Origin of the sequence: Micrococcus terreus, assembly GCF_900116905.1 — a bacterium.
GTDB classification, from domain to species: Bacteria; Actinomycetota; Actinomycetes; order Actinomycetales; family Micrococcaceae; genus Citricoccus; species Citricoccus terreus.
In genome coordinates this window covers 186,640-198,708 of record NZ_FPCG01000002.1, presented here as the reverse complement: position 1 = coordinate 198,708, position 12,069 = coordinate 186,640, and the positions used below count along the sequence as shown (strand labels likewise).

Genomic DNA, 12,069 nt, shown 5'->3' with positions numbered 1-12,069 from the left:
ACTCGGGTCATCATGACTGACATGCCTTCCACGGCCCCTGCGCGGGCCGCATCCTCTGATGTCCCCGCTGTCTCCTCCGATCTGCCGGTCCGCGTCCGGTTCTGCCCGTCGCCCACCGGCACCCCCCATGTGGGTCTGATCCGCACCGCTCTGTTCAACTGGGGCTGGGCCCGTCACACCGGCGGGACCATGGTGTTCCGGATCGAGGACACCGACGCCAAGCGTGACTCCGAGGAGAGCTACCAGCAGCTGCTGCAAGCCCTGGCCTGGCTCGGCATCGACTGGGACGAGGGTGTGGAGGTCGGTGGACCGCACGAGCCCTACCGTCAGTCCCAGCGCGGGGAGATCTACCAGGACGTGATCGCCCGGCTCAAGGACGCCGGGTACATCTACGAGTCCTTCTCCACCCCGGAGGAGGTCGAGGCCCGGCACCGTGCCGCCGGTCGCGACCCCAAGCTGGGCTACGACAACCTCGACCGCGACCTCACTCCGGAGCAGGCCGCCGCCTTCCGGGCGGAGGGCCGTGAGCCGGTGCTGCGGGTGCGCATGCCGGACGAGGACATCACCTTCACGGACACTGTGCGCGGGGAGATCACCTTCAAGGCCGGCTCGGTGCCGGACTTCGTGGTGGTCCGGGCTGACGGCTCCCCGCTGTACACGCTGGTGAATCCGGTGGACGACGCGCTGATGGAGATCACCCACGTGCTGCGCGGCGAGGACCTGCTCTCCTCCACGCCCCGACAGATCGCGCTCTACCGCGCGCTCTATGCCATCGGCGTGGCCAAGTACATGCCCGAGTTCGGCCACCTGCCCTACGTCATGGGGGAGGGGAACAAGAAGCTCTCCAAGCGTGATCCGCAGTCCAACCTGTTCCTGCACCGCGATCACGGTTTCATCCCTGAAGGCCTGATCAACTACCTGGCCCTGCTGGGCTGGTCGCTCTCGGCCGATGAGGACATCTTCACCCGAGAGCAGTTCGTCGAGGCCTTCGACATCCACGATGTCCTGGCGAATCCGGCGCGATTCGACGAGAAGAAGGCCACGGCCATCAACGGCACCCACATCCGGATGCTGGACGGTGCTGACTTCCGGGATCGGCTGGTGCCGTACCTGCAGGCGGCCGAGCTGGTGGGCAAGCCGTTGACCGCGCGGGACCAGGAGATCCTCGACGCCGCCGCTCCCCTGGTGCAGGAGCGTGTCGCCGTGCTGGAAGAGGCCGTGGAGATGATGGCCTTCCTGTTCCAGGGGGATGAGCAGATCACGACGGCGGAGGGAGCCTTGAAGGGCATGCCCGCCGACCTGGGGGCGGCAGTGGGCGCAGCGCACAGCGCACTGGAGGCCGTCGTGGAGGATGACTGGACGGTGGAGAACCTCGAGGCAGTCCTGCGCGAGGCTCTGATCGAGCAGATGGGCCTGAAGCCGCGCCAGGCCTTCGGCCCGGTCCGTGTGGCCGTGTCCGGCAAGAAGGTCTCCCCGCCTCTGTTCGAGTCTCTGGAGATCCTGGGCAAGGCCTCCACGCTGGCGCGTCTCACCCGTTTCGCCGCCGAGCAGGGAGTCTGATCCGTGGCTGAGCCGCCGCAGGTCCGGGGCGTGCTCTTCGACCTGGACGACACCCTGGTGGACCTGAAGACCGCTCAGCTGGTCACCTTCGAGGAGACGGCCGCCCGTCAGGCGGAACTGACGGGCGGTCGACTCCCGGACCCGGGCCGCGTGGCCGCCGCGGCCCTCCACTTCGCCGCTGACGCGAACGGGCACTACCAGCGGTACGTGGACGGTGAGCTGGACTTCCTGGGACAGCGCTTCGCCCGCGCCCGAGATGCGCTGCGGATGCTGGGCCTGGCCGCCGAGCCGGACCCGGACCTGTGGGGTCCTGACGGGTACGAACGGATGCTGCGGTCCCGGTGGGCGCTCTTCGACGACGTCCCGCCGCTCCTGTCCCGGCTCGATGACGCCCGAATCCCCTGGGGAGTGGTGACGAACAACACTGAGGAGTATCAGCGCGGCAAGCTCGCAACGGTCGGGCTGGACCGGGTGAAGGTCGTCGTCGGGACGGACACCGCCGGAGCGCCCAAACCGGACGCGGCTCCCTTCCTCGCTGGCTGCGCCGGCCTGGGCCTGGACCCGGCGGATGTGCTCTATGTGGGCGACAATCCGCTCAAGGACGGGCTCGAAGCGCGGGACGCCGGCCTGGTCTCCCTGCTGATCCTGCGTCCCTCTGCGGTGCCCGGCGACCTGGGCGGTGGGGACGGCGGAACCTCCACCTCCCAGGTGCCTGCTGGCATCTGGACCGGGGACTCACTGGGGGCGGTGGCTCGTTTTGTCACCGGCGCGAAACCCCTGCTATAGTCATCACCTGTGCCGGAGAGATCCGGGACGAAAAACAAGGTATGACCCAGGGGTTCCGTTCCGTCGGAGTGAGGAGCCCTTGACAGACCTTGGGGTATGGTGTAATTGGCAACACAACGGTTTCTGGTACCGTCATTCTAGGTTCGAGTCCTGGTACCCCAGCGGAGAACGCCGATTTGGCAGGATCCACCGGAGGCTGATAAGCTGTCCGGGTTGCCTCAGCCAGGAGACTGGATGAGGCGGACAACTGAAGAAGCTGTTTCGCAGCGCCTGGCCCCATCGTATAGCGGCCTAGTACGCCGCCCTCTCACGGCGGTAACGCGGGTTCGAATCCCGCTGGGGTCACCAGGTACAGAAGGTCCGGATCGTCACCACGATCCGGACCTTCTGCGTTTTCCCTCCGATCAAGCACTGTGCCCACGCGGGTTACCGGGCAGTTGCCCCCAGTGCCATGATGGGACGGTGAGCACACCACCTCCTGTCCCGCCACGGCCACTGCGCCGACCAAGCTCCGGTTCCGCTGCCGTCCCTGAGCCTGCCTCCGCTGACCGCACTGCGGCGGAGATCTCCGCCGACGCCGTGGTCCTGCTCGAGTCCCTGCATCAGCAGCTCGGCGCCGCACGCTATCCACTGCGCCTGGACGGAGCCCCTGCCGCCGAAACCGCCCGAGATGCAGCGGTCCACCAGGTGGAGGACTACGTCCTGCCGAGGTACCGCTCCTTGGACGCGCCGCTGCTGGCCGTGGTGGGCGGCTCCACCGGCGCCGGCAAGTCCACCCTGGTCAACGCCCTGGTGGGTCATCCGGTCACCCGCGCCGGTGCCATCCGGCCCACCACCCGGCAGCCGATCCTGCTGCACCATCCACAGGACACCGAATGGTTCACCACCGCGCGGATCCTGCCGCATCTCTCGCGCATCACCGGGCACCGGGTCTCCGCGGACGATGCCGATTCCACCGTGTCCGCGGACCGGGCCGGCGTGGACCCGGACCCTGGCGCCATGGACTCCGTGGTGCTGGTGGCCGAGACCGGTCTGCCGGCCGGTCTGGCGCTGCTGGATGCCCCGGACATCGACTCCATCTCGGAGGACAACCGGCGTCTGGCCGGTCAGCTGCTCTCCGCCGCGGACCTCTGGATCTTCGTCACCACCGCCAACCGGTATGCCGACGCCGTGCCCTGGCAGCTGCTGCTGGACGCCGCCTCACGGGACATCACCGTGGCGGTGGTCCTGGACCGCGTGCCACCGGGCACCGAGGGAGAGGTCGCCGCGGACCTGCGACGGATGCTCACGGCTCAGGGGCTGGCCCACGCCGAGCTCTTCGTGGTGCCCGAAGCGCGACTGGACGAGCGCGGGATGCTGCCGGCCGGTGCCGTGAATCCCCTGCGGGGATGGCTGGGCTCCCTGGCCTCCACGAGCGGCACGCGCTCGGACGTGGCCCGCAGGACGCTCAACGGCGTGGTCCGGCAGCTGGCCGGACGGGCTGAGGAGCTGGCCGCCGCTGAGGACGACCAGCGCTCTGCTGCGGCGCGCCTGGCCGCCGACGCCGAGTCGGCCTATGCCCGGGCGCAGACCAACGTGTTGGCGGCCACCCAGGACGGCACGCTGCTGCGCGGCGAGGTGCTGCACCGGTGGCAGGACTTCGTGGGCACCGGAGAGTTCTTCCGTCAGCTCGAGTCCGGGATCGGACGGCTCCGCGACCGGCTCGGGGCACTGCTGCGAGGCAGACCCGCCCCCGCTGAGGACGTGGAGGTCGCCATCGAGACCGGGCTGCATGCGGTCATCGTGGAGCAGGCCGCCGCGGCCGCTGAAGAGACCGAGGAGCGCTGGCGGCAGGACGCAGCCGGGCGCCCCCTGGTGCAGAGCCGGGACCTTGGACGGCTCCCGGAGGACTTCTCCGAGCAGGCCGCCGCAGAGGTGCGCGGATGGCAGAGCGATCTGATGCGCCTGATCGAGAGCGAGGGGGCGGGGAAGCGGACCATGGCCCGCATCTCTGCTCTGGGCGTGAACAGTGTGGCGGTGACCCTGATGGTGGTCTCCTTCGCCTCCACCGGCGGCCTGCTGGGCATCGAGGTGGGGATCGCCGGCGGCACCGCCGTGGTGGGACAGAAGCTGCTGGAGTCCATCTTCGGTGAAGATGCCGTGCGCCGCCTGGCCAGGCGATCCCAGGAGAACCTGCATACCCGGGTCGAGACGCTGCTGGAGCAGGACTCCCGACGCTTCACCGAGCTGCTGGGCGAGGTCCGCACTCCGGAGGACACCCAGCGACTGCGTGATCTGGTCCCGCCTCTGGAGCGACTGTCCGAGGAGGGATCCCGATGAGCCCGCGCACCGCATCCGCCACCGACCAGTCCGCACTGGAGCGTCAGCTCCAGGCACTGGAGGAGGCCGTCCGTCTGGGCCGGGACCGCATCCCCGAGCCGGTGTTGGACCAGGCGCTGTCCGTGGTGGGCCGCTCCGGGGAGCGCCGCAGGCTCTCCGCCGAGCACACCGTGGTGGGCTTCTTCGGGGCCACCGGGTCCGGCAAGTCCTCCCTGTTCAACGCCGTCTCCGGTGTGGAGCTCGCTCGAGCCGCCGCCACCCGGCCCACCACCAGCGAGGCGCTGGCCGCCGTCTGGGGTGCCGAGGGCTCCGGACCGCTGCTGGACTGGCTCCAAGTCGGCCAGCGGCACCAGCTCGAGGGGGTCGCCCCGGGAGTGGATCCCGGAACCGCCTGGGGACGGGTGCAGGAGCAGGGCGGGCTGATCCTGCTGGACCTGCCCGACTTCGACTCCATCACCACCGCCCACCGGCAGATCGTGGAACGGCTGGCCGGCCAGGTGGACGTGCTGGTCTGGGTGCTGGATCCCCAGAAGTACGCCGATGCCGCCCTGCACCGGGACTTCCTGGAGCCGATGGCCTCGCACCAGGGGGTCACCCTCGTGGTGCTCAACCAGGTGGACCGGCTGGCCGAGCAGGACGTGCCGCGCGTGGTGGCCTCGCTGGAGCAGATCCTGGCCCAGGACGGACTGACCCAGGTCACGGTGATGCCGGCCTCGGCCCGGACCGGGGCAGGAGTGGACCGGGTGCGCGAGCAGATCGCCCGGGTGGCCACCGACCGCCATGCCGCCACCGAACGGATGCTCTCCGACGTCCGCTCTGCGGCAGCCCTCCTGGAGACCGGCCTGGTGGACGCGACCCCAGGCTCCGGTGAGCCGAGCGGCTCCGGTGAGGTGGCCGACGTCGGGACTGCCGAGGTCCGCCGACTCTCCGCCGCCCTGGCCCAGGCATCCGGGGCGGAGACGGTGGCCCAGGCTGTGGGGCAGTCCTACCGGCTGGAGGCCGGCTCACGCACGGGCTGGCCCGTGGTGCGCTGGCTGGCCAAGGTCCGCCGTGATCCGCTGCGACGACTGAACCTGCGCCGGGAGGGTTCCACCGATGACCCCCGTCTGCACCGCACCTCGCTGCCGGAGCGCTCTCCGGCGCAGCGCGCGGCGGTGGACGGCGCCATCCGCACCTTTGCCGAGACCGCCTCACAGGGGGCGCCGGAGGCCTGGCGCGCCTCGATCCGCCGTTCGGCACGCACCCACATGGACACGCTGCCGGACGATCTGGACCAGGCCATCTCGGCCACGGACCTGCAGTCCGGGCGCGGTTCGTGGTGGTGGCATGTGGTCAATGTGCTCCAGTGGCTCGCGTTGCTGGCCGCCGTGGTGGGACTGGGGTGGCTGGGAGTGCTCGCCGGCGCGGCCTACCTGCAGTTCCAGCTGCCCCCGGCACCCCAGGTGGAGGGCTTCCCCATCCCCACGCTGCTGGTGGTGGGCGGGCTGCTGTTCGGCATCCTGCTGGCGCTGCTGACAGCTCCGCTGGTGAGGCTGGGAGCCTCCCAGCGGGCATCCAGGGCCCGACGACGGCTGCGTGAGTCCCTGGGGGAGGTCGCGGAGCGGCGCGTGGTCGCCCCGGTGCGCGCTGAGATCGACCGGTACCGGGCATTCCGGCAGGCAGTCGGCATGGCACGGGGACGCCGATGACCTCACCCACGGTCAGCGGCCTGGGAGAGGCCGGGATCCTGCAGGTGCTGCACCGGCGCTTCCGGACGGTCCCGGCGGCCCAGGACTGGCCGGAGGGCTCTCTGGGCCCGGGAGACGATGCCGCCGTGGTCCCGGCACCGGACGGGCGCTTCGTGATCTCCACCGACGCCATGGCCCAGGACCGGGACTTCCGGCTGGTCTGGCCCAGCGGGGCGGTCGACTCGGGATACTCCACGGGCTGGAAGGCGGCCGCACAGAACCTCTCCGACATCAACGCCATGGGGGCGCGGGCCTCGAGCCTGCTGCTGGCGCTGACCATGCCCGGCCACACGCCGGTGCGGTGGCTGGACCGGTTCGCCGCCGGGATCGCCGGTGCCGTGCACCATCTGGGGGCGGACACCTGCCGGATCGCCGGCGGAGACCTGGGCGGTGACGATCGCATCACCGTCTGCGTCACCGTCACCGGAGATCTGGACGGCCGCCCCGCTGTCCGACGGACGATCCCTCGTGACCATCAGGGCGGGACCGGACCGCTGGACCTGGCGCTCTGCGGGAAGGCCGGCTGGGCGGCAGCGGGTCTGAGTGTGCTGCAGACACCCCGGACGGACCTGGACCGGGCACTGGACCGGACGGGCATCCATCGACTGGCCGCCCGTGCCGCCGCCGCGCAGCTGCGCCCCCGTCCGATCCTGACGGCGGGACCCACGGCCGCCGAGCACGGCGCGCTGGCCATGCTGGACGTCTCTGACGGCCTGGCGCGGGACGCCGCCCGCCTGGCCGCGGCAAACGGCCTGGACGTGGAGCTGGACGAGGACTGGGTGGAGCAGGCGGCCGCTGGACTGGCCCCCCTGGCGTCCGCGCTGGGAGAGGACGCAGCGGACTGGGTCCGCACCGGGGGAGAGGACTACGGGCTGCTGGCGGTGTTCAGCGGGGGAGCACCGCTGCCGCCTGGCTTCACTCGGGTCGGCCGGCTGGTGGCTCCCGGCGGGACCTCGCAGTCCCTGAACCCTGCACGGGCCAGGATCGGATGGGACCACTTCGGCGGCTGACGGCCACGCCGGGAGGCTCCGGATCACCCCTGCCCGGGGTCGAAGCGGTGGCCGAGGGCGGCGTGGGTGAAGCCGGCGTCGATCCAGTCCTGGGCGGTCAGGACGTTGCGGCCGTCGATGATCGCCGGGTGCTTCATCAGCGGTGCCAGCTGGGCGGGGTCCATCTGTTTGAACTCGTCCCATTCGGTGAGCAGGATCGCCAGGTCGGCTCCGGTGACGGCCTCCTGGAGGGAGTCCACGTAGTCCAGGCGTGGGAAGCGTCCGGCGGCGTTGCGGTTGCCCTGGGGGTCATAGACGGCGACGTCGGCCCCGGCGGTAAAGAGGCGATTGGCCACATCCAGGGCAGGAGAGTCACGGACATCGTCCGAGTCCGGCTTGAAGGCCACACCGAGGATGGCGATGCGGGTGCCCACCAGGGTGTGCACCGCCGTCGGTGTGGGAGTGGGCGCGGTGCCGCCGTGCGAGCGCACCTCGGCCGGCCCCGTGGAGTCGGTGCGCCCGGTGCGCACGGCGGCCAGGACCTGGACGGCGAGGTCGACCACGCGGTCGCGGCGGCGCAGGTTGATGTCGTCGATGTCGTTGAGGAAGGCCATGGTGCGGTCCAGGCCCAGTTCGGAGACTCGGGCCTGCAGGGCGCGGATGTCCTTGGGCAGGCAGCCTCCGCCGAAGCCGACGCCGGCGTTGAGGAACCGGCGGCCGATGCGCGGGTCGTGTCCGATGGCGTCGGCCAGGGTGGTGATGTCTCCGCCGACGGTCTCGGTGATCTCGGAGAAGGCGTTGATGAAGGAGATCTTGGTGGCCAGGAAGGCGTTGGCGGCGACCTTGACCAGTTCCGCGGTCTCGAAGTCGGTGCTGATCCAGGGGGTGGCCTCGGCCAGCGGTGCGGCGTAGACCTGGCGCAGCACCTGCTCGGCGTGGTCGGAGCGCACTCCCACGACCAGGCGGTCTGGGTGCAGGGTGTCCTTCACGGCGAAGCCCTCACGCAGGAACTCGGGGTTCCAGGCCAGCTCCACGGAGCCGGGCCGGCCGCTGCCGGCTCGGATGTCCTGGATGAGTCCGGCCAGCCGGGTGGCGGTGCCCACCGGGACGGTGGACTTGCCCACGATCAGCGCGTCCCGGGTGATGTGCTCGGCCAGGGAGGTCACGGCGGCGTCCACGTAGCGCATGTCCGCGGCGGACTCTCCGGCTTTCTGGGGTGTGCCCACGCCGATGAAGTGGACATCGGCCCAGTCTCCGACCTCCTGGTAGGAGGTGGTGAAGCGCAGCCGGCCGGAGTCCACGTGCTTGACCAGCAGCTCGGACAGGCCGGGTTCGTGGAAGGGCAGCTCCCCGCGGGAGAGGGCATCGATCTTGGCCGGATCCACATCCAGGCCCAGCACCTCGAACCCCAGCTCGGCCATGCACGCCGCATGCGTGGCACCCAGATACCCCGTCCCGATCACCGACAGACGCAGGGAGCGGTGCTGGGCGTGGGGGGTCGGTGCTGCAGCGGTCATCATGGTCCTCCGTCTCGCGGGATGTGCAGAGCCTGCACGGTCTGCGGTGAACAGTAGGACACCTGGATGAGCGAATCATTAACCGCAGATGGCGCTGCCCGGTTCAGCGACGACGCCCTGTTCCGTCCGACCAGGGCATCTGACCGCTGCTGACCGGATCAGGCAGCGAGGTCGGTGGACTCAAGGGGCCGTCGGCCTGGCGCAGCAGCTCGGTCAGATGCCGGGCGGCCCGCACCACGGTGTCTGCATGCACGCGCCCTGGCTGACGGGACAGGCGTTCGATGGGGCCGGAGATGGACACCGCGGCGATCACCCTCCCGGTGGGGCTGCGCACCGGTGCGGAGACCGAGGCCACGCCGGGCTCGCGTTCGCCCAAGGACTGGGACCAGCCGCGGCGACGCACCGCCGAGAGAGTGGTGGGCGTGAAGACCGACTCCGCCAGTCCCTCCACGAGCCGTTCGTGGTCCTCCCAGGCCAGCAGGACCTGCGCGGCGGAGCCTGCCTTCATGGACAGACGCGTCCCCACCGGGATGGTGTCCCGCAGGCCGACCGGCCGCTCGGCGCTGGCCACACAGATGCGGCTGTCCGCCTGACGGCGGAAGAGCTGGGCGCTCTCCCCGGTGGCGTCGCGCAGCCAGACCAGCACCGGACCGGCCGCCGAGGTCAGCCGGTCCTCACCGGCGGCCGAGGCCAGTTCGGAGAGGCGGCTGCCCAGCACGTAGCGACCCTGCAGGTCCCGTCCGACCAGACGGTGATGCAGCAGCGCCGCCGCCAGACGATGCAGCGTGGGGCGGGCAATGCCGGTGGCGGCTACCAACTGGGCCAGACTGGTGGGTCCGGCCTCGAGAGCATCCAGGATGGCGGCGGTCTTGTCCACCACCCCGACCCCGCTGGGACGATGCAGTGCGTGCAGTCCTGGGGTGTCGTCGTCGGGCCGGAGGTCCCCTGGTGAAGTGTCCATCATTCGATACTAGCGTCTCAATATGTGAGATGTCGCTGTGTGGCGTGGAGGCACCGCGGTCCAGGATGTCACAGTGGTCGGACCGTCAGGGAAGGACACAGGATGACTGAGACAGCAGCCGCGGGCACCCCCAGGACACACCGCCCGCGCACGTTGGCCGAGAAGGTCTGGCAGGACCACGTGGTGGTTCCCGGCGAAGGGGCGGGAGACGCTCAGACGCCCGACCTGCTCTACATCGACCTGCACCTGGTGCATGAGGTCACCAGCCCCCAGGCCTTCGAGGGTCTGCGTCTGGCCGGCCGTCCGGTGCGCCGACCTGATCTGACGATCGCCACCGAGGACCACAACACGCCCACCCTGGAGATCGACAAGCCGATCGCCGATCCGATCTCTCGCAAGCAGATCGAGACCCTGCGCGAGAACGCCGAGGAGTTCGGCATCCGCATCCACTCGCTGGGCGATGCCGACCAGGGGATCGTGCACGTGGTCGGACCGCAGCTGGGCCTGACCCAGCCGGGCATGACCGTGGTGTGCGGAGACTCCCACACCTCCACCCACGGAGCCTTCGGCGCACTGGCCTTCGGTATCGGCACCTCGGAGGTGGAGCATGTGCTGGCCACCCAGACGCTTCCGCTCAAGCCCTTCAAGACCATGGCCATCAACGTCGAGGGCACCCTGCGCGAAGGGGTGACCGCCAAGGACATCATCCTGGCCGTGATCGCCAAGATCGGCACGGGCGGAGGCCAGGGCTACGTCCTGGAGTACCGTGGCTCGGCCATCCGATCGCTGTCCATGGACGCGCGCATGACCATCTGCAACATGTCGATCGAGGCCGGCGCGCGGGCTGGCATGATCGCTCCTGACCAGACCACCTTCGACTTCATCCAGGGACGCCCGCACGCTCCGCAGGGGGCCGACTGGGATGCCGCCGTGGAGTACTGGAGCACGCTGGCCACCGAGGACGACGCGGTCTTCGACGCCGAGGTCTTCCTGGACGCCGACCAGCTCGATCCCTTCGTCACCTGGGGCACCAACCCGGGCCAGGGAGTCTCGCTCAACGAGTCCGTCCCCGCGCCGGAGCAGTTCGAGGACCTCAACGATCAGGCCGCCTGCCGGCGCGCCCTGGAATACATGGACCTGGAGCCGGGCACGCCGATGAAGCAGATCCGGGTCGACACCGTCTTCCTGGGCTCCTGCACCAACTCTCGGATCGAGGACCTGCGCACCGCCGCCGCCATCATCGACGGACAGGCCAAGGCCCAGGACGTCCGGATGATCGTGGTGCCGGGCTCGGCCCGTGTCCGGCTGCAGGCCGAGGCGGAGGGGCTGGACCGGGTCTTCAAGGACTTCGGTGCAGAGTGGCGTTTCGCCGGCTGCTCCATGTGCCTGGGCATGAACCCGGATCAGCTGGCGCCCGGAGAGCGCTGCGCCTCCACCTCCAACCGCAACTTCGAGGGACGCCAGGGCAAGGGTGGGCGCACCCACCTGGTCTCTCCCGTGGTGGCCGCCGCCACCGCGATCCGCGGCACCCTCTCCGCGCCTGCAGATCTCGGACTGCAGGTCCCGTCCGTCCCTCAGGAGGTCTGATCCATGGAGAAGTTCACCACCCACACAGGCGTCGGAGTCCCGTTGAAGCAGTCCAACATCGACACCGACCAGATCATCCCGGCCGTCTATCTCAAGCGGGTCACCCGCACCGGTTTCGAGGACGCTCTCTTCGCAGGATGGCGTCGAGAACCGGACTTCATCCTGAACCGTGAGCCCTACACCACCGGTTCGGTGCTGGTGGCCGGCCCGGACTTCGGCACCGGCTCCTCTCGAGAGCATGCGGTCTGGGCGCTGAAGGACTACGGCTTCAAGGCCGTGCTCTCGGCGCGTTTCGCCGACATCTTCCGCGGCAACTCCGGCAAACAGGGGCTGGTGGCCGCTGAAGTCGATCAGCAGGACATCGAGCTGATCTGGAAGGAGCTGGAGAACCACCCCGGCACCGAGGTCACCGTGGACCTGGAGAACCGCACGGTGACCTGCGGTTCCTTCAGCACCGGGTTCAGGATCGACGACTACACACGGTGGCGTCTGATGGAGGGTCTGGACGACATCGGTCTGACCCTGCGCAGCGAGGATCGGATCGCCGAGTTCGAGCAGAGTCGGCCGGCCTTCAAGCCCGCCACGCTGCCTGCCCGCACTGCCTGATCACTGCCGGGACCGGC

At 70.0% G+C, this 12,069-nt stretch carries 9 protein-coding genes and 2 tRNA genes; 9 read left to right on the top strand and 2 right to left on the bottom strand.

Going from position 1 to position 12,069, the window contains the following annotated elements; all coding sequences use genetic code 11:
* Positions 1-12 precede the first annotated feature (12 nt).
* The 7 genes from gltX (at position 13) to BM355_RS03305 (ending at position 7,402) form a co-directional block, all read left to right on the top strand.
* Positions 13-1,560 (top strand): glutamate--tRNA ligase, encoded by a 1,548-nt coding sequence (gltX, locus tag BM355_RS03335; protein WP_091694516.1) that lies wholly within the window; start codon positions 13-15, stop codon positions 1,558-1,560.
* A gap of 3 nt (positions 1,561-1,563) precedes the next feature.
* On the top strand, positions 1,564-2,346 hold the full coding sequence (locus BM355_RS03330; protein ID WP_091694512.1) for an HAD family hydrolase: 783 nt from the start codon (positions 1,564-1,566) through the stop codon (positions 2,344-2,346).
* A gap of 90 nt (positions 2,347-2,436) precedes the next feature.
* Positions 2,437-2,508, top strand: a tRNA-Gln gene (locus BM355_RS03325).
* A 110-nt stretch (positions 2,509-2,618) separates the two neighbouring features.
* A tRNA-Glu gene (locus tag BM355_RS03320) sits at positions 2,619-2,694 on the top strand.
* 216 nt (positions 2,695-2,910) lie between these two features.
* Positions 2,911-4,665 (top strand): dynamin family protein, encoded by a 1,755-nt coding sequence (locus BM355_RS03315; RefSeq protein ID WP_091695324.1) that lies wholly within the window; start codon positions 2,911-2,913, stop codon positions 4,663-4,665.
* The gene (locus BM355_RS03310) at positions 4,662-6,353 is read left to right on the top strand and encodes a GTPase (protein WP_091694508.1); all 1,692 of its coding nucleotides are present in this window, start codon (positions 4,662-4,664) and stop codon (positions 6,351-6,353) included. The genes BM355_RS03315 and BM355_RS03310 overlap by 4 nt, the downstream gene beginning before the upstream one ends.
* Entirely contained in the window at positions 6,350-7,402 is a 1,053-nt protein-coding gene (locus BM355_RS03305) for a thiamine-phosphate kinase (protein ID WP_091694505.1), read from the top strand. Before BM355_RS03310 ends, BM355_RS03305 begins: the two co-directional genes overlap by 4 nt.
* A gap of 23 nt (positions 7,403-7,425) precedes the next feature.
* On the opposite strand, the gene BM355_RS03300 is transcribed toward BM355_RS03305, so the two are convergent.
* Positions 7,426-8,898 carry a UDP-glucose dehydrogenase family protein gene (locus tag BM355_RS03300; RefSeq protein ID WP_177227812.1) on the bottom strand — a complete coding sequence of 491 codons (1,473 nt, stop codon included), beginning with the start codon at positions 8,896-8,898 and terminating at the stop codon, positions 7,426-7,428.
* A 103-nt stretch (positions 8,899-9,001) separates the two neighbouring features.
* The gene (locus BM355_RS03295) at positions 9,002-9,802 is read right to left on the bottom strand and encodes an IclR family transcriptional regulator (protein ID WP_091695322.1); all 801 of its coding nucleotides are present in this window, start codon (positions 9,800-9,802) and stop codon (positions 9,002-9,004) included.
* Positions 9,803-9,961: 159 nt separating this feature from the next.
* Between BM355_RS03295 and leuC the strand changes: the two genes are divergently transcribed.
* Positions 9,962-11,446, top strand: coding sequence for a 3-isopropylmalate dehydratase large subunit (leuC, locus tag BM355_RS03290; protein ID WP_091694496.1), 1,485 nt, complete (start codon positions 9,962-9,964; stop codon positions 11,444-11,446).
* 3 nt (positions 11,447-11,449) lie between these two features.
* Positions 11,450-12,052 carry a 3-isopropylmalate dehydratase small subunit gene (leuD, locus tag BM355_RS03285; RefSeq protein ID WP_091694493.1) on the top strand — a complete coding sequence of 201 codons (603 nt, stop codon included), beginning with the start codon at positions 11,450-11,452 and terminating at the stop codon, positions 12,050-12,052.
* Positions 12,053-12,069: the final 17 nt, after the last annotated feature.

What these genes read in the sequence shown, in the direction of transcription:
- gltX (WP_091694516.1), top strand. Translation starts at nt 13, where the DNA reads ATGACTGACATGCCTTCCACGGCCCCTGCGCGGGCCGCATCCTCTGAT.
- BM355_RS03310 (WP_091694508.1), top strand. Translation starts at nt 4,662, where the DNA reads ATGAGCCCGCGCACCGCATCCGCCACCGACCAGTCCGCACTGGAGCGT.
- BM355_RS03305 (WP_091694505.1), top strand. Translation starts at nt 6,350, where the DNA reads ATGACCTCACCCACGGTCAGCGGCCTGGGAGAGGCCGGGATCCTGCAG.
- BM355_RS03300 (WP_177227812.1), bottom strand. Translation starts at nt 8,898, where the DNA reads ATGACCGCTGCAGCACCGACCCCCCACGCCCAGCACCGCTCCCTGCGT.
- leuC (WP_091694496.1), top strand. Translation starts at nt 9,962, where the DNA reads ATGACTGAGACAGCAGCCGCGGGCACCCCCAGGACACACCGCCCGCGC.
- leuD (WP_091694493.1), top strand. Translation starts at nt 11,450, where the DNA reads ATGGAGAAGTTCACCACCCACACAGGCGTCGGAGTCCCGTTGAAGCAG.